The following is a 16,247-nucleotide window of genomic DNA, read 5'->3' on the forward strand; positions in this document are numbered from 1 at the left end:
CTCTTCAAAGTTCAAATTAATCTGTTCCTTCATAAATTTACCTCCATCTTCTCTAGAACATCGCAATTTAATTTTCCATCATTAAGATGTAAAACTATTTTATCTCCTATTTCTACTTCATCAATACTCTTAACTATATTATCATCCTTTTGAACAAAGGCATAACCCCTAGTTAATATTTTTAATGGGCTCAAAGCGTCCAGCTTACCAACCAAAGCAGAAAAATCTCCTTTGCGTTTAAACAAAATATTTTTTCCTATATTACTAATTTGGGTCTTTTCCAAATCTAATTTTCTTTTTTGTTCGTCGATTTTTCTAGTTATAACATGAATAATTTTATTATGCAAATTATCAATATACTGGACATTTTGGACAATCCAATTATTGGGTGAATAGCTTAAAAGCTTTTGATTTAAAGTTTCAATAAACATTTGATATCCTTTAATCTTGTTTTTCAAAGACCTGTATAAAGCTTCTTGATAACTATCTATCTTAAATTTTAATTCGTCAAATTTGGGAACTGCCATTTCTGCAGCATGGGATGGAGTTGATGCCCTTACATCAGCAACAAAATCTGCAATTGTATAATCAGTTTCATGTCCCACTGCTGAAATTACAGGAATCCTACTTTCAAATATTGCTCTTGCCACAATTTCCTCATTAAAGGCCCAAAGCTCCTCTATTGAGCCTCCACCTCTTCCTATTATTATAACATCTATGTCATCTCGCGTATTAAAATATCTTATCCCTTCAACTATGCTTTCAGCAGCTCCATCTCCTTGAACCTTTGCAGGATAAAGAAGAATACTAATTCCACAAAAGCGTTTTGAGGATACATTAATAATATCTCTAATGACAGCACCTGTGCTAGATGTTACTACTCCAATCTTTCTTGGGAAAACTGGCAGTTTCTTCTTGTATTTTTCATCAAAAAGTCCTTCCTTTAGTAATTTTTCCTTCAATTGTTCAAATGCAAGATAAAGGCTTCCATACCCATCGGGTTCCAGCTTGCTACAATAAAGCTGGTACTGCCCATCCCTCTCATATACAGTCACAGAGCCATAGGCAATTATGTTCATCCCATCCTCTGGCATAAATTTTAGTCTAGAACCATATCCCTTAAACATAACGCATTTTATTTTTGCTTCATTATCTTTTAAAGTAAAATACATATGCCCTGAAGAATGTAATTTAAAATTTGATACTTCTCCCTTTACTATTACATCATTTAGCACTTCATCAAAGTCAAACACTTCTTTTATATATCTTGTTAACTGACTTACACTGAAAATCAAATTATCCATATATTCCCGCTGCCTCCAGAACGTTTTCTATCAGCATTGTTGTAGTCATCGAACCTACGCCACCTGGAACAGGAGTTATCATCGAAGCTTTTTTGCTACATTTTCAAAATCCACATCTCCTACAAGCTTTCCCTCTACCAAAGTTGTTCCGGCATCAATGACTACAGCACCTTCTTTAATCATATCTGCAGTTATCAATTTAGGTTTACCAACAGCACTAATAACAATATCTGATTCTATTAAAATATCCTTTAAATTTTTAGTCTTAGAATGGCAAATAGTTACTGTTGCATCATTATGGAGCATCAAAGCAGCAACTGGCTTTCCAACGATATTGCTTCTTCCAACTACTGCAGCCCTTGCACCTTTTATTTCAATTTGCATTTCCTTTAAAATTCTTAGTATGCCTTTAGGAGTGCAGGGCATTAAACATCTTTCCCCTCTATAAAGTTTTCCTGCATTGATAGGGTTAAAACAATCAACATCCTTATTTACTGCTATTGCATTAGCTATTTTGTCTTCATCAATATGTTTTGGCAATGGAACTTGGACCAAAATCCCATGAACAGTTTCATCATCATTCAATTTTTTAATCAAATCGAGTAGTTCTTTTTCTGAGGTACTTTCAGGCAATTCATATGTAATGGATTTTAGTCCTGCCTCAATACAAACCTTTTCTTTATTTCTAACATAAGAAACAGATGCAGGATCTCCGCCGACTATAATAGTCGCTAAGCATAATTTTTGTCCATTCTTATCCTCATACTCTCTAATTTTAACCTTTAACTCTTCCCTTATGTTTTTAGCTATTGATTTACAATCTATTATTAAGGCTGCCATTATATTTCCCCTTTAATATTTTATTCAATCCAATATATGCTACCCCAACTGCATTATCTGAAGCAAATCTTTTATTGGAAAAATAAATATTATTACCAAAGATTTTTTCTAACCTTCCTCTTAAAAATTCGCTTGAAGCAACACCTCCTAATAAAAGTATAGGCAATTTATATTCAATTATCAAATTGTTTATTAATTTTTCCAAAGTTTTAGCTACACAAGTCATAGCTGCATGTGCTATTTCTTCTTTTGATTTAGCTTCAGCTATATACTTTAACGCTAAGGTCTCTTGCCCCGAAAAATTAAAATCAAATCCATCTACCTTGGATGGTATTCTTAAAGGGCTATTTCTTACACCCATAGCTAATTGATCTAAATATTTTCCTGCTGGAAAATCAAATCCAAGTGCCACTCCTATCCTGTCTAAAAATTGACCTATACTTATATCCCTTGTTCCGCCAATCTTTTTTATTGTATAATCTATAAATCTATCAACCATCAAAACTTCAGAAGTTCCTCCTGAAATATGTAAAGCTATAAAACGTTTTAAATTGAGATTAGCTGTCCTTATTGCAGCTTCAATATGTCCCTCTTGATGGGTGGTAAAAAATAATGGAATTGAATTAGTAACAGATATCACCCTCCCAAAGGATTCTCCCGCCCTAAATACGGGCATATATGACCCCTCCACAGGTCTTGGTGCTATGCTTACACAAACAGCATCTAAATTGCTGCAACTTAAATCTTCAAATAACGTAGGCAAATTCATTACATGTTGAAAAAGGGCTTCAGATTGCCTTAAGCCCCTTTCACCCATCTTAACATTTAAAATTTTTCTTGAATCTAATTCTATTCCATTTTCACTAACGACTGCAATTGAAGTTGTATAATTGCTTGTATCAATTCCTAAAACTCTAACCATACTAGCCAATCTCCTCAACAACTTTAGCTAATACCCCATTAATAAATGCCGGTGACTGGTCAGTTCCATATATCTTTGCAAGTTCAACAGCCTCATTTATTGCAACCGGAGTAGGCACATCTTCTCTTTCCATTATTTCATATATAGCAAGTCTCATTATCGATAGATCCACCTTAGCTAATCTGTTAAGTTTCCACCCATGCGCATGCTTGTCAATCAATTCATCAATTTTAGCTAAATTTTTTCTACTCCATAAACGCAATCCTTTATGTATTCAATATCTTCATTAGAGAATTTTAATTCATTGTTATCAAAAAGTCCCTAATTATCTCATCTGCTTGAAAATTTGTCAATTCCATCTGGTAAATTAACGTCATAGCTTTTTCCCTTGCATTTTTTCTTCCCATGATCATTCCTCCATATTATCTCCAGGTGTTTAATATATTTTGTATGTCATTTAGAAGATTTTCATTATTATCTATCTTCTTACCTATATAATAACCAAAAAATATGCAAATAACAATAAAAATAGTTTTAAAAAAGCCTATAACAAGGACAAGAATAGAAAATAATAAACCTAAAAGGGTTCCTATAAATTTACCCGTATGGTTTTTAAACAAATTGATTAAATATTCTTTCCACATAACTATCCCTCTATTCCATTCGAAGCTTCGTATTGCTTGCAATTTCATCTACAATTACCTTAACTTCAGCAACAGGGATCTCAGCAACAGACTCTAGGTAGGTTTTTGTAGCCGTTTGAACTTGTAATACTAAATTGGGAATGTTGTGATCCGGAAATACTATGGCTTTAATCATTACACTTAATTTATCTTTGTTGGGTTTTAGAAACACCTTAAAATCCTTTAATCCTTTTACGTCACTTAGTGATTTCGAAATTAATGCTTTTATAGCTTCATTTGATATAATAAGTTCTCCTTCAGAAGTATATCTTGAAACACCAAGCTTAAAATTTTCCCTCTTAAAAAGATTTAATAAAACAATTAAATTTATAACTAAAACTACAAAGGCGAAAATAGTCACATAAAAATTTTTATTAGCTTCCTTAACAAAGCTTACAATAAAATCATTAGATAAAATATTTAAAGGCATCAACCCTACGACAAAAGCTAAAATAGAAGTTATTATTAAATAAAAAAACAGGAAAAATTTGTTTAAAATGTTCATTCGTAACACTCCCTATTCATAAATTAACCAAAATTAACCCTCTGCAAGCAGAGGGTTAATTTTGGTTATTTTTTAACTTATCGTCATCCTTTACTTCTTTTTGAAAGTTTACGCCTTGAATATGGACATTTACTTGAGTTACATTAATTCCTGTCATTGTTTCAACAGAAAGCTTTACCTTCCTTTGAACTTCCTTTGCAAGTTCAGGAATAACCACTCCATATTCAACGATTAAATAAACATCTATTAAAACTTCATTTTCTCCTAATTGAACCTTTATGCCCTTACCTGGTGATTTAACACCTACCTTTTCAAGCATATCCCCAGTAAAGCCAGCAGTTAAATCTGAAACTCCTTGAACTTCACTTACAGCCATAGACGCTATAAGGGATATAACCTCAGGAGCTATTTTTACTTGCCCCATTTCATTCACATTTATTTCTGTTTCCATTAATTACACCTCCTGTCGTATCCATCCTTATCATTAGTTTATTACTATTAAATAAAAAAATCAAGTAAAAATTATTTCTGTCTTACAGTAATTCTTGATGGCGATATTCCTGTAGTTTTTACTATAATATCCTTTATTTGATTAGCCTCTTCACTTGTTAGTGGATTATCAGCTCTTACGCAAACCTCTACACCATTATCATCGATAAAACATAATGCATCTTCAAATCCCTTTTCTTTAATAAGAGTCTCAATCTTGCTCTCCTTAAGTGCTCTGTCGTTAAGCTGCATTAATTTAGTTGTGGCAGCTTCCTTTGCAGACTTTGTTGCCTCCTGGCTATTTATTATTTTTTCAAGCTCTTGTTTTACTACGCTTCTTTCCTGTTGCCTTGTGATCCTGCTTTCTGCAAAATAATTAGTAGCTTCTAATTTTTCAGCATTTTTACCTATTGTAGTTAAATAAGCTGAATCGTTAAATCGCTTAGCTGCCCATCCCGCCACTGCTATTAACATTATTAGCACAGCAATTATAGCAGTTTGTCTTTTTACATCAGACATAGTCCCCTCCTAAAATATAATCTAATAAATTTATATGATATATATAATTTTTATATAATTAATTTTTCATAGGAAGAACAGATACTTTATTTGCTGGAATGTTTAAACCAGTTTTCACTGCATTTATAATTTGTTCCTTAATTAAAGGACTCTTAGCTCCCTCTGCTACTACAATAACACCTCCAATCCTTGGGCGAATTTCTTTTATAATAAAAGGTTTATTCGAAGTCCCCTCATTCATAAGAACAACATTTATATTTCTGCTATTTTCTGTAGTAATTCTTGTTCCTCCTTGGTTATCTTTTTCTTCTATTTTTCTTATGCTATTATTTTCATTGTAGGCTGGAACTGTGCTGGCACCCTCTTCAAAATAAATCATAGCATTAACTTTTCCTACACCATCTATTTGCATTAATATATCTATTAAATCCTTCTTTAACTTTTCCTCGTATGTAAGCTGTGGAGCATATGTTGAAACCTCAATAACAGACTTTTCCTCCTTTTTCTTTTTGTCTGCTAAATTGATACTTTTATAAACATTTGAAATAAGCATCATCAAAATACCTATCAAAATTACTATAATCATGTTTAAAATAAACTTCTTTGGATTTTTCATATTTTTATCTAAAAGGCCCTTTAAATCCATACCCATCCCTCACTTTATAACAGTTATTTCATCTTGACTTATTTTAAGATACTCAGATAAATATTTTTTTACCTTTATTGTCTCAGCATCTTCCTCATTTGTCCTTCCTATTACTACCTTTTCAACTGGTTTCACATTACTTTTGTAGCTTCTAATTAAAGTTAATGAGTATACCTTACCAAAGCTTAGCGAACTCATATTTTCATCAATTTTTATATCTTTAACAACATATTCAAGGTTTAACCTATTTTTTATATCCTCTTCTATTCTCTTTGATAAATTATTTTTAAACTCCAAAATTAATTGCTTATTGTATTCATTCAAATTAGTATTCTTTCCATCCTCTAAACTATATTTTTCATAATATGACGCGACGGTATTTTCAACATCAATATTTTTGCCTATAAATTGAAATATAGGCATAATTATTGTAATTAAGATTATAAAGCCTAAAACAAACCTAACATATTTTTTAAATTTATTTGTAGGCAAGACTATTTCTACTAAAGTAGCGAAAATATATATACTCAATATCATCTTAACCCAAGAACTGAAAAAACTCAGCATACCCATCACCCAACATTAACAATAACTTTGCCAGCGGAAGCTAAAATAGTTATCATTATAAAAAACATAACAGCAACGGATAAAACAGCGGCAAACACAATCGTTAAAGATTTACTAGCTGCATTTAAACCCTCTACAATTTTTTGTCTACTATAGGTTCTAAAACTACACAAGTGAATTTATAAATTAAACTAATAACCATTATTTTTATAAGAGGAAAAACACAAATTCCAACAATCATAACTACACCGAATACGCTCAAAGCATCTTTTAAAATTAAAGAATAGCTTGCAACAGTTGCAACCGCATCCGAAAGAGCACCACCAACAATTGGGATCAACTTATCAACAGCAAACTTAGTGCTTTTAAGAGCCACTTCATCAAAGGTATTAGCTGTTATTCCTCTAACTGTAATAATCGCTATAAAAACCGCCATTAAAAATCCTAAAACTAAAGTATTTATTGTATTTATAAAATCCCCTAATTTCCCAATTTTTATATCATCGCTTAAATTATCTACTATATGGACAGCTACAACGATTATAGTTACAGGTAAAACAAAGTTTTTTATTATATCGCTGGAAAACTTTATAAAAAACATAATGATCGGATCTAAAGTTGTTGCTGTTGCTACGCTACCTGTTCCAATCAAAATACTAATCATCGACGGAATCAATGCATTCATAAATTCAACCATATCAGTTATAGCTTTAGCTGCAATTGAAATAGCATATGTAAAACTTTTAATTATAATAGTAGTTATTAAAAGAAATATTGCAAAATTAGCGATTTTAGCTATACTATTTTCATCAAAGGAATTTTGAAGGTTATGCATAAGAGCCGAAATAATTCCAATTACCAAAAGTTCAATCAGCAATCTATAATTAATCAAGATTTCTTTAATCGAAAATCCAATAATATTCTTAGTAAAATCCTTAAAAGTTAACTTCAACGATCCAGAACTTTTATAATCATCTAAAATCTTTTTTAAACTTAATTCTGGGAAATATTCATATGTTTGTTGTAACGATTTCGATACTTTTTCTAAAGAAGAAAAATCAGTATAAGTTGGATTTTTATTCATAGAAAATACATATATGTTAATAAAAAACAAAAACAAAAATATTAATGCTGATGTTTTTAACATTATTTTCATATTTACCACATCCTATGGTAGAATTTTAATTATTAAGTCGATTACCGCAAGCATTATGGGCAAAGATAAAATCAATATCAATATTTTCCCTGCAAATTCAATTTTACCCGCAATAGAACTTTGACCTGAATCTTTACAAATTTCAATCCCAAAGGAAGCCAAATATGCTATTCCAATTATTTTAAATACAATGCTTAAATATGTGTAGTCTATGTTAGCCTTTATAGCAATTTGTTGAATGGCTTGTATTACTATAGTAAGTTTAGAAATCATCATAAAAAATATTATTAAACCTGTAACTATACTCAAGTGAACTGCATACTCAGGCCTGTCTTCTTTGATAAATAATATTAATACTGAAGCTATAAAAGCAATTGAAATAACCTTTATTATTTCCATGAAATCACCTTCTAAAATTGGAACATGGATTTTACAGTATCAAAAAGTTTTATTAGCATATTTATTGTTAAGAATAAAATTATAATTATTCCCCTAGTGTAGTTAAGGTAGCAAAATCGCTTTTACCTTGGCTATCAAATATTTTATCGAGAATAATTATTACAATTCCTATCATTCCAATCTTAAAGATAATATTAACATCAAACATAATCCCCTCCTAAACTAGTATAACAACTATAAGTATTCCTGAAGCAAACCCTAAGTATTTAACCAGTTTATCATTTCTTTGTCTTTTATCATCCGCCTTCTTTTCAAGCATATCTAGTTTTTTCATAGTTAAATTAAAATTCTTTTTTGTCCCTCTAAATCGCTTGTCCCTAAACTAGAAAAGAAACTAACTAAAACCTCAATTTCTTCCTTTTCTAGCAAAAAGCGATCCTTATGTCTGTCAAAAGAATTTATAAATATATCATGCAAGGTGTCCTTCTCAAAATCCTTTATTGAATTTGCTAAATCTAGAAAAAAACCTTTTAATGGTTCATTTACTTTTAACGATAAATTTGATAATGCCACATATAAAGGTTCTGCCGAATAAATTATCTCGCTTTCTAAAATCTGAAGAGCATATTGCAGTTCCCTAAGCTGCCTTACCTTCTCATAAAGCAAATGAGATATGTAAAAACCTGTTATAGTAGATGCTATAATAATAATTAATCCCCCTATTAACTTTAGCATTTTCCCCTCCTTTATGTTAGGTAAATAATTTTTTCTATTGTGCCCGGTCCCCTTTTATTGCTTAAAATTATAACTACATCAAAAAACTATTTTCTATCATTTCCTTAAAACCAGCTCTTACCTTAATCTCATCAAAAGTTCCTGCATGGGCAGTTGCAATAATTTTTACTCCTGCCTTTAAAGCATCCTGAATTGCTTTTGCATCATCTACCCCACCTATTTCGTCAACTGCAATAATTTCAGGTCCCATAGACCTTAAAAGCATATAAATTCCTAATGTCTTTGGACAGGAATCTAATACATCCGTCCTTAAACCCACATCAAGCTGTGGAACTCCTTGATGACATGCTGCTATTTCTCCTCTTTCATCAACAACACCTATTCTATATCCTCTTACATTTAATCTCTTATTGCCATCACTTAAATTTCTTATTATATCCCTTAAAAGGGTTGTTTTACCACATCCTGGTGGTGATATAATTAAAGTATGCTTTATACCATCTGAATATAATTTTTTACAATTGCATCAGAGCAACCCTTAATTTCCCTTGCAATTCTTACATTTAATGCAGAAATATTCTTAAGCGTTTTAATACCTTCACTGCCTAAAACCGTTCTCCCTACAATTCCTACCCTATGACCACCTTTTAGTGTCAAATAGCCATTTCTAAATTCATCTTCAAAGGAATACAAAGAATAATTTGTCATCCTTTGAATCGTCCTCTCAATATCCTTAATATCAACTAAAAACGCACTATTACAATCATAAGTAATGCCGCCATTTATCCCAATAAAAAATCTGAATTGTTTTTTACAATCATGAGGGGCTTATTTGCTCTTAGCCTTATTTCTTGAATGCCTTGCATATCGTTAGGCTCTGTCCTTCTAAAAACTAATGATATTTCTTCAGGAAATATTTCTATTATTTCTTTCGTTAAAATCAAACATATCCCCCTTTCTTAATATAAAGTTTATTATTGTCCTCAATTTTTTATGATAAAAAGTTACTTATTATTTTACGCATAAAAAAGAGTCCCTAAAAATTTAGGGACTAACAATTGCAGTTTTCATCATCACAGTTGCATTCATCTTTTATAAAAATAGGTTCACTGCAGTTAGGACATATAATTTCATCTTCCTCCTCATCTTCAAAAACATCTTCATCAAGATATATCTTCTCATGGCAGTGTGGGCATTCAACTTCTACAAATCCATCTTCCTCATCATCCTCATCATATATTTCATCCTCTAATCTTGTTAAATCTTCGTCTATTGCATCAACATAGTCCTCAAGATCAGACTGCTCATCATATATTCTGTCAATTTCCTCAGCGATTTCATCCAAAACATCGATTATAGCTATTAATAGCCTACCTTCCTTTGTATCTTCATTGATCCCAAGGCCATCAGCCAACCCTTTTAAGTATGAAACCCTTTCCTTAACTATGTTCATAAAATCACCCCATTTTAAAATTTAAGCAGTGGTATTTACCACTGCTTATTAATAGTATGCATCATACTCTGCTCATATATTCACCTGTTCTTGTATCAATTCTTATAACATCGCCAACATTTACAAATAGCGGAACCATAAATGTAGCACCAGTTTCAACTGTTGCTGGTTTTAATGCGTTAGTTGCTGTATCACCTCTAACACCTGGTTCAGTTTCAACAACTTCTAACTCAACAAATGTTGGTGGTTCAACTGAAAAAGCTTCTCCTTTGTAGAACTTGATTATAGCAGTCATATTTTCCTTTAAATATTTGATAGCATCTTCTACCTTATCATAGTTTAATGGAATTTGTTCATAAGTTTGAGTGTCCATAAAGTAATATAAAGTTCCATCATTGTAAAGATATTGCATTTCCTTTCTTTCAATAACTGCTTCTGGGAACTTTTCAGTTGGGCTAAAGGATTTTTCAATAACTGCTCCTGTTACTACATTCTTTAGCTTAGTTCTTACGAAGGCAGCTCCTTTTCCAGGCTTTACATGCATAAAATCAACAACTGTAAAAACTTGTCCATCGAGTTCAAAAGTAGTTCCTTTTTAAAATCACCAGCTGAAACCATGAATATTATCCCTCCATATTGTGAATTTTATCTAAATTATTAAAAATTACTCGATTTCAATTAAATGCTTTGGTGAATGAGAAAGAACTCTATATCCATCTTTAGTCACAACAACTAATTCTTCAATTCTAACTCCACCAAAGTCTGGAATATAAATCCCTGGTTCATCAGTAATAACCATTCCTGCTTCTAAAACTTCATTGCTTCTAAAGTTAACCCTTGGAAGTTCATGAACCTCCATTCCAACTCCGTGTCCTAAACCATGGCTAAATCTTTCCCCATATCCTCTTTCAGTTATTATATCCCTTGCTATTTTATCAAGGTCAAAGCAGCTAATACCTTCCTTTACTGCCTTTAATGCCGCTTCATTTGCATCTAAAACTGCATTGTATATCTCCTTTTGCTTTTCTGTTGCCTTACCAACGACAATTGTTCTTGTCATATCAGAACAATATCCATTATATATACATCCAAAATCTAAAGTTACAAAATCCCCATACTCTAACTTTTTATCAGTTGGAGTTCCATGTGGCAAGGAAGACCTAGCACCTGAAACTACTATTGAATCAAAGGACAGCCCTTGTGCACCCTGCTTTTTCATAAAGTATTCTATTTCTAAAGCAATATCTCTTTCTGCAACTCCTGGCTTGATAAATTTTAAAATATGTTCAAAGGCCATATCGGCAATTGAAGCAGCCTTTGCGATAAGTTCTATTTCTTCTTCTTCCTTTATCATTCTTATCTTTTCAATAGTATGATTTAGTTTAACTATTTTTATGTCTCCTAATTTTTCTTTATATATTTCTAGATCTTGAAATGTAAACCTATCTTCTTCTACTCCTAAAACCTTTACATCGTTTTCTAACAATATGTTTTTAACGGCATCATAAATAGGTGGCTTATATTCTATAACTTCGTAGCCTACAACTTCCTTGTGAGCTTGTTCTATGTATCTACCATCAGTTAGAAAGTAAGCTTTATCCTTTAAAATGACTGAAAAACTTTCATGGCCTGTAAATCCACTTAAGTAATTTCTGTTGTAGTCACCAATGATTAAAGCAGCATCAATTCCTAATTCATCAAAATGACTTCTAAAATTTTCTAATCTTTTTAAAATATTCATACTTCTTCCCCTTTGTAAAATAAAAAATTGCCAAAATATATGAATAATAGCCAAAACCACTTATTTGGCCAACACAAGCAGGAGCAATAACCGACTTTCTTCTAAATTCCTCCCTCGAATAGATATTTGTCAAATGAACTTCAATAGCTGGTATTTGAATAGACCTTAATGCATCATAAATAGCGATACTATAATGTGTATAAGCACCTGGATTTATAATAATCCCATCATAGATTCCCTCAGCAGAATGAATTTTATTTATTATCTCACCCTCTACATTGCTTTGATAAAAATCAACTTCAACATTATGCTGTTTAGCAAAATCAGATATCTTTTGGCACAATTCATCGTAAGTTAATTCTCCATAAAGGTCTACTTCACGTTTTCCAAGCATGTTTAAATTGGGCCCATTAATTATTAAAAGTTTCATAAGATCACATCCTCTTAAACAACAATTGTATTTTATCAAATTTATGCCAACAATGCAATTAATATTTGTCTTTTAAGCTGCTTAATGTATCAAGATATATTCTTTTAAGCTTTAATGCATCTTCCGCCATGTTTTTTCTTGATTCACATATTATCCTCAATGATAAATCTTTTTAACGAGAACTATTGCAAGATCCTTAAATTCAGGACCAAAGTCTATATCGTCAATCGTCCAATGCTTTTTTCACCTGCATTTGTCCACTCTATTCTGCTAAAATGACAATGGATATCTTTAACTCTATCTTTTCCAAGTTTCTCTTCAACTTTATTTATAATATACTCAAAATCATCAACGCTATTTAATGCTCCTCGTCCTAATGCATGAATATGTCCAAAATCTATTGTGGGAACTATTTTTTCGTCAAACTCACAAATCTCTAAAATTTCATCTAAAGTTCCTATTTGGTTTTGTTTTCCCATAGTTTCAGGGCATATCATTATATCTGGATATAGTTCTTCCTTTACAAGCTCATCTATTGCTTCATATATTCCTCTTTTACAATTATCAAAGGCTCTTTTCCTATCTGTCTTTGCTGAAGAACCTGGGTGAAAAACTACCCTATCTGCTCCCATTATTTTAGCAAAATATGAACTTTTTTTAAGTATCCTATTGATTTTTGGACAATATCTTCATCTTCGCTTGCAAAGTTAATATAATATGGTGCATGAATAGATAATTGAATACCATATTTTTGGAATTCTCTCCTATTTTTATTGCTGTTTCTTCCTTTAAATTTATTCCCCTACCAAAGGAATATTCATAAAGTTCCAATCCCATCTTATTTAACCACATTGGATAATCAATAGATGATTTATAACCATCCTCATAAAAAGAATCAGAAATCCCCGACGGTCCAAATTTTGTTGTCATATTAAACCTCCCGTTTAACAATCATCATTATATGCTTTGCAGTTTCATAAGCTGATTTATCATTGATAACTAAAAAGTGTGCACATTTTTCATATATTTTATGCCTTTTGTTATATAGCTCATATATTGCATTAGGATTATCCTTCAGCAAAGGTCTTTTTCAATATCAATATCCTTTAATATATCCTTTAAATCTCTTTTTATATAAAAGACTAAAGAATTTTCCCTCAATATCTCTATGTTTTCTTCAACTGTAATAACGCCCCCGCCTGTGGCTATCACTTTTTTGATCCTGCTATAATCTCTTTTAAGGATTCTGATTCTAATTTTCTAAAAAATTTTTCTCCAAAATTTTCAAAAATATAATCAATTCTCATTCCACTTTTATTTTCTATATATTCGTCTAAATCAACAAAATAGTATCCTAATCCTTCTGCTAATATTCTTCCAATTGTAGTTTTCCCACAGCCGGGCATTCCTATTAAAGAAATATTCTTCACTATTTAACCTCCTAATCATTTTTAATGGTTATCTGCTCACTTAAATAAGTTAAATAATCATTATAAACTCCCTTGACAGATATATTGTAAGTAATGTATCCTACTCCGTTAGTGCAGATTATCTTTATATAAACATATCTTTTACCAAGTAGGGTCTGTGAAACGTTAATATAGTCACCTTCGAATAATAAATAAAATTGCCTGTTTCCAGTAAAAATCTTATTTTTAATCCCTTCTATTGCATAATTAAGTCCTATTTCAGCATAGTATTTGGATTGAGTTTTATTTTTTATTTGATATATCTCATTGAAATTATTGTAAGCTGTATTTAATGCAAAAATGATATACTCATTAAGACAGCAAAAATAATTAAAACGATTAGTTCTACAAATCCCTTTTACCGCTTTTTTAATGATAACTTTATTAACATAGCTTCCCGATGATATATGAATTTCATAAACTCCCCTACCAAGATCTATAACGTTAAAATAATTTATTTTATCTACTACTGGAGTAGAGTTATATTCATAGATTAAAACATCTTTGTTTAGATAAATTTTTTGTTGTCAACCGTCAAAATACCATTATTAAAATAAATATTTTTAGAACTAAGTATTTTATCTTGTAAAAATTCGGTAGCAATTCTTGTATTTTCTCTGCCCTCTAATCCTTTAAAAATATTATTATATAACTTGTTTGAAAACATATAAAATTCAATAATCAGAATAAATATTAAGTTAATTACTAAAAAATACATAATAACTTCAATTAACAAGTAACCTTTGTTTCTCATAATGGTTTAGCATAAAAAGCTCTACCTCACCCCTTATTCCTTTACATTTAATTTTAAATATTTCAAAACCATAATTATTGAATACTTTTATCATCAATTGATATCTTTTATTTTCTTGAACATTAAAATTTAAATTTAAAAAATTTCTAACACCAAATAAAAGTATTTCACTTTTCAATTCTTCAAAATCATCAAATGGGACGATAACTTCTACTGGCCCTATCCTTTCTTCTTCAGATTTATACAACTCCACAATGCTTCTACATGTATTTAGCATATATTCAATTTCATCGGCTTTAAATATATTGTTTAACATTTTATTATTTAAATTAATAAATGACATTAAAAGAATTGATACAATCCCAGCAATCACAATTGTCCTAGCAACAATAAATCCCTTTCTCATAATCATCACTACTTATCTGTAATCCTCGTAAATCCAATTGTTAAAGTTATCTTTTTTGTCGTATTAGTTTTTTTATTTATTAAAACAATCGTGCAGGCATAAGGAGAAACACTTCCATTAGAATTAAAGGTTAATAGACCACTAGTTGGAATAGTGCTTAAACTTTTTGAAATAATTATATCCTTCGGAAAATAGGTCTTTTTACAAACTTAAGTCCCTGTGAAATATTGTAGCCAATGTAGTCGTTGGATTTATCATCTTTAATAAAAGCAAAAGTAACCTCCACTCCCTTTGAATATGCCATAATTTTGCTAAGTTTTAAATCGCTTATCAGCATATCCTTCGAATATCCCAAAAAATATTACTATAATTTTTAAAAGGGAAAACAAGTCCTGAAAAAACTAATAGCATAATTGATATTGATAAGGTAAATTCTAATAAAGTGAAACCCTTTTTCATAATCACCACTAAAACAATAATTTATTAATTATAAACTCCCCAAACAAAATAGAAATTACTGCTCCAATCGAAATAAAAGGACCAAATGGGATATAATCCTTTCTTGATTTAATTTTTAATATTATTAGGACACCTCCGGCAATTCCACCAATGATAAAAGATAAAAATAAAGTAACTAATGTCAACCTAACTCCCAAAAATAGACCAATAATGAATAAAAGCTCTGCATCTCCCCATCCCATTCCATTAGTCAAAAGAATAATCAATGAAATGACTCCTCCGCCGATTAAAGAGCCAATTATATAAATCATAATACTTCCTTCAACAAAGAAACTAATAATTGCAAATGCTATTCCTACAATTAATCCCACAATTATAGTATTAGTATAAATATCAGTAGTAAAATAATCGATAACACCAATTACAATAACTAAAGATGTCAAAAAGCAAATTTTATAAACTCTAAACTAAGTCCATATTTAAAATAGATTAAAAGATATAAGAATGCATTTAAAAATTCAATAAATGGATAAACAGGAGATATCCTGGCTTTACAATATCTACATCTGCCTCTTAAAACCGCATAACTAATCAAAGGAATTAAATCTTTCCATTTAAGGTTTAATTTACAGTTCGGACAATGGGAGGGGGAAAAACTATCGATTCCTCCCTTGGAATTCTATATATACAAACATTTAAAAAACTTCCAATAATAAGGCCAATAATAAAAATCAATATTGCCAAAATAATTCCCCTATATTTATAAATTA

20 protein-coding genes and 7 pseudogenes are annotated in these 16,247 nt (G+C 30.6%); all 27 read right to left on the reverse strand.

Annotated elements, in window-relative coordinates; genetic code table 11:
* Positions 1-29: 29 nt before the first annotated feature.
* The gene (gene xseA / locus PWK10_RS08190; protein ID WP_274767957.1) at positions 30-1,304 is read right to left on the reverse strand and encodes an exodeoxyribonuclease VII large subunit; all 1,275 of its coding nucleotides are present in this window, start codon (positions 1,302-1,304) and stop codon (positions 30-32) included.
* Positions 1,297-2,144, reverse strand: a pseudogene (locus PWK10_RS08195) (bifunctional 5,10-methylenetetrahydrofolate dehydrogenase/5,10-methenyltetrahydrofolate cyclohydrolase). Before PWK10_RS08195 ends, xseA begins: the two are co-directional and overlap by 8 nt.
* A complete protein-coding gene (locus PWK10_RS08200; protein WP_274767958.1) occupies positions 2,119-3,066 on the reverse strand; it encodes an O-sialoglycoprotein endopeptidase in 948 nt (315 codons plus the stop codon). Before PWK10_RS08200 ends, PWK10_RS08195 begins: the two are co-directional and overlap by 26 nt.
* A gap of 1 nt (position 3,067) precedes the next feature.
* Positions 3,068-3,473, reverse strand: a pseudogene (gene nusB, locus PWK10_RS08205) (transcription antitermination factor NusB).
* A 15-nt stretch (positions 3,474-3,488) separates the two neighbouring features.
* Positions 3,489-3,710, reverse strand: a complete 222-nt coding sequence (locus PWK10_RS08210; protein ID WP_008909834.1) for a DUF2273 domain-containing protein — start codon at positions 3,708-3,710, stop codon at positions 3,489-3,491.
* A 10-nt stretch (positions 3,711-3,720) separates the two neighbouring features.
* Entirely contained in the window at positions 3,721-4,254 is a 534-nt protein-coding gene (gene amaP, locus PWK10_RS08215; RefSeq protein WP_274767959.1) for an alkaline shock response membrane anchor protein AmaP, read from the reverse strand.
* A gap of 55 nt (positions 4,255-4,309) precedes the next feature.
* Complete coding sequence (locus tag PWK10_RS08220) at positions 4,310-4,705, reverse strand: Asp23/Gls24 family envelope stress response protein (protein ID WP_274767960.1); 396 nt, start codon at positions 4,703-4,705, stop codon at positions 4,310-4,312.
* Positions 4,706-4,776: 71 nt separating this feature from the next.
* Positions 4,777-5,262, reverse strand: coding sequence for a SpoIIIAH-like family protein (locus PWK10_RS08225; protein WP_008909837.1), 486 nt, complete (start codon positions 5,260-5,262; stop codon positions 4,777-4,779).
* Positions 5,263-5,320: 58 nt separating this feature from the next.
* Positions 5,321-5,908 (reverse strand): stage III sporulation protein AG, encoded by a 588-nt coding sequence (gene spoIIIAG, locus PWK10_RS08230; protein WP_274767961.1) that lies wholly within the window; start codon positions 5,906-5,908, stop codon positions 5,321-5,323.
* A gap of 9 nt (positions 5,909-5,917) precedes the next feature.
* A complete protein-coding gene (gene spoIIIAF, locus PWK10_RS08235) occupies positions 5,918-6,475 on the reverse strand; it encodes a stage III sporulation protein AF (protein WP_274767962.1) in 558 nt (185 codons plus the stop codon).
* Between the two features lie 5 nt (positions 6,476-6,480).
* A pseudogene (gene spoIIIAE / locus PWK10_RS08240) lies at positions 6,481-7,631 on the reverse strand (stage III sporulation protein AE).
* A 12-nt stretch (positions 7,632-7,643) separates the two neighbouring features.
* Positions 7,644-8,030 carry a stage III sporulation protein AD gene (gene spoIIIAD, locus PWK10_RS08245; RefSeq protein WP_274767964.1) on the reverse strand — a complete coding sequence of 129 codons (387 nt, stop codon included), beginning with the start codon at positions 8,028-8,030 and terminating at the stop codon, positions 7,644-7,646.
* 85 nt (positions 8,031-8,115) lie between these two features.
* A complete protein-coding gene (locus tag PWK10_RS19680) occupies positions 8,116-8,238 on the reverse strand; it encodes a SpoIIIAC/SpoIIIAD family protein (protein WP_446715311.1) in 123 nt (40 codons plus the stop codon).
* A 9-nt stretch (positions 8,239-8,247) separates the two neighbouring features.
* Positions 8,248-8,765, reverse strand: a pseudogene (gene spoIIIAB, locus PWK10_RS08260) (stage III sporulation protein SpoIIIAB).
* 73 nt (positions 8,766-8,838) lie between these two features.
* Entirely contained in the window at positions 8,839-9,261 is a 423-nt protein-coding gene (locus tag PWK10_RS08265; RefSeq protein ID WP_342455736.1) for a hypothetical protein, read from the reverse strand.
* A complete protein-coding gene (locus PWK10_RS08270; RefSeq protein WP_274767967.1) occupies positions 9,258-9,473 on the reverse strand; it encodes a hypothetical protein in 216 nt (71 codons plus the stop codon). The genes PWK10_RS08265 and PWK10_RS08270 overlap by 4 nt, the downstream gene beginning before the upstream one ends.
* 74 nt (positions 9,474-9,547) lie before the next feature.
* Entirely contained in the window at positions 9,548-9,709 is a 162-nt protein-coding gene (locus tag PWK10_RS08275) for a hypothetical protein (protein WP_274767968.1), read from the reverse strand.
* A 107-nt stretch (positions 9,710-9,816) separates the two neighbouring features.
* The gene (locus PWK10_RS08280) at positions 9,817-10,218 is read right to left on the reverse strand and encodes a CD1247 N-terminal domain-containing protein (protein WP_274767969.1); all 402 of its coding nucleotides are present in this window, start codon (positions 10,216-10,218) and stop codon (positions 9,817-9,819) included.
* Positions 10,219-10,279: 61 nt separating this feature from the next.
* Positions 10,280-10,836 (reverse strand): annotated as a pseudogene (gene efp, locus PWK10_RS08285) (elongation factor P).
* A gap of 46 nt (positions 10,837-10,882) precedes the next feature.
* Positions 10,883-11,959 carry an aminopeptidase P family protein gene (locus PWK10_RS08290; protein ID WP_274767970.1) on the reverse strand — a complete coding sequence of 359 codons (1,077 nt, stop codon included), beginning with the start codon at positions 11,957-11,959 and terminating at the stop codon, positions 10,883-10,885.
* Positions 11,928-12,389: a type II 3-dehydroquinate dehydratase gene (aroQ, locus tag PWK10_RS08295; protein WP_274767971.1), complete on the reverse strand. Its 462-nt coding sequence runs from the start codon at positions 12,387-12,389 to the stop codon at positions 11,928-11,930. The genes PWK10_RS08290 and aroQ overlap by 32 nt, the downstream gene beginning before the upstream one ends.
* Before the next feature lie 215 nt (positions 12,390-12,604).
* Positions 12,605-13,021: a TIM barrel protein gene (locus PWK10_RS08300; RefSeq protein ID WP_274767972.1), complete on the reverse strand. Its 417-nt coding sequence runs from the start codon at positions 13,019-13,021 to the stop codon at positions 12,605-12,607.
* A gap of 34 nt (positions 13,022-13,055) precedes the next feature.
* Positions 13,056-13,319, reverse strand: a complete 264-nt coding sequence (locus PWK10_RS08305) for a hypothetical protein (RefSeq protein WP_274767973.1) — start codon at positions 13,317-13,319, stop codon at positions 13,056-13,058.
* Between the two features lie 144 nt (positions 13,320-13,463).
* Positions 13,464-13,795: pseudogene (locus PWK10_RS19685) on the reverse strand (shikimate kinase).
* Between the two features lie 788 nt (positions 13,796-14,583).
* Positions 14,584-15,018, reverse strand: a complete 435-nt coding sequence (locus tag PWK10_RS08320; protein WP_274767976.1) for a hypothetical protein — start codon at positions 15,016-15,018, stop codon at positions 14,584-14,586.
* A gap of 175 nt (positions 15,019-15,193) precedes the next feature.
* Positions 15,194-15,355 carry a hypothetical protein gene (locus PWK10_RS08325; RefSeq protein WP_274767977.1) on the reverse strand — a complete coding sequence of 54 codons (162 nt, stop codon included), beginning with the start codon at positions 15,353-15,355 and terminating at the stop codon, positions 15,194-15,196.
* A gap of 130 nt (positions 15,356-15,485) precedes the next feature.
* A pseudogene (locus PWK10_RS08330) lies at positions 15,486-16,221 on the reverse strand (prepilin peptidase).
* Between the last annotated feature and the right edge of the window lie 26 nt (positions 16,222-16,247).

The sequence above is a fragment of the Caloramator sp. Dgby_cultured_2 genome (assembly GCF_028872215.1).
Taxonomy (GTDB): domain Bacteria; phylum Bacillota; class Clostridia; order Clostridiales; family Caloramatoraceae; genus Caloramator; species Caloramator australicus.

What these genes read in the sequence shown, in the direction of transcription:
- amaP (WP_274767959.1), bottom strand. Translation starts at nt 4,254, where the DNA reads ATGAACATTTTAAACAAATTTTTCCTGTTTTTTTATTTAATAATAACT.
- PWK10_RS08280 (WP_274767969.1), bottom strand. Translation starts at nt 10,218, where the DNA reads ATGAACATAGTTAAGGAAAGGGTTTCATACTTAAAAGGGTTGGCTGAT.
- PWK10_RS08300 (WP_274767972.1), bottom strand. Translation starts at nt 13,021, where the DNA reads ATGGGAGCAGATAGGGTAGTTTTTCACCCAGGTTCTTCAGCAAAGACA.
- PWK10_RS08210 (WP_008909834.1), bottom strand. Translation starts at nt 3,710, where the DNA reads ATGTGGAAAGAATATTTAATCAATTTGTTTAAAAACCATACGGGTAAA.
- PWK10_RS08320 (WP_274767976.1), bottom strand. Translation starts at nt 15,018, where the DNA reads ATGAGAAAGGGATTTATTGTTGCTAGGACAATTGTGATTGCTGGGATT.
- PWK10_RS19680 (WP_446715311.1), bottom strand. Translation starts at nt 8,238, where the DNA reads ATGTTTGATGTTAATATTATCTTTAAGATTGGAATGATAGGAATTGTA.
- PWK10_RS08325 (WP_274767977.1), bottom strand. Translation starts at nt 15,355, where the DNA reads ATGCTGATAAGCGATTTAAAACTTAGCAAAATTATGGCATATTCAAAG.
- xseA (WP_274767957.1), bottom strand. Translation starts at nt 1,304, where the DNA reads ATGGATAATTTGATTTTCAGTGTAAGTCAGTTAACAAGATATATAAAA.
- PWK10_RS08225 (WP_008909837.1), bottom strand. Translation starts at nt 5,262, where the DNA reads ATGTCTGATGTAAAAAGACAAACTGCTATAATTGCTGTGCTAATAATG.
- aroQ (WP_274767971.1), bottom strand. Translation starts at nt 12,389, where the DNA reads ATGAAACTTTTAATAATTAATGGGCCCAATTTAAACATGCTTGGAAAA.
- PWK10_RS08270 (WP_274767967.1), bottom strand. Translation starts at nt 9,473, where the DNA reads ATGACAAATTATTCTTTGTATTCCTTTGAAGATGAATTTAGAAATGGC.
- spoIIIAG (WP_274767961.1), bottom strand. Translation starts at nt 5,908, where the DNA reads ATGGATTTAAAGGGCCTTTTAGATAAAAATATGAAAAATCCAAAGAAG.
- PWK10_RS08305 (WP_274767973.1), bottom strand. Translation starts at nt 13,319, where the DNA reads ATGACAACAAAATTTGGACCGTCGGGGATTTCTGATTCTTTTTATGAG.
- PWK10_RS08200 (WP_274767958.1), bottom strand. Translation starts at nt 3,066, where the DNA reads ATGGTTAGAGTTTTAGGAATTGATACAAGCAATTATACAACTTCAATT.
- spoIIIAF (WP_274767962.1), bottom strand. Translation starts at nt 6,475, where the DNA reads ATGCTGAGTTTTTTCAGTTCTTGGGTTAAGATGATATTGAGTATATAT.
- PWK10_RS08220 (WP_274767960.1), bottom strand. Translation starts at nt 4,705, where the DNA reads ATGGAAACAGAAATAAATGTGAATGAAATGGGGCAAGTAAAAATAGCT.
- spoIIIAD (WP_274767964.1), bottom strand. Translation starts at nt 8,030, where the DNA reads ATGGAAATAATAAAGGTTATTTCAATTGCTTTTATAGCTTCAGTATTA.
- PWK10_RS08290 (WP_274767970.1), bottom strand. Translation starts at nt 11,959, where the DNA reads ATGAATATTTTAAAAAGATTAGAAAATTTTAGAAGTCATTTTGATGAA.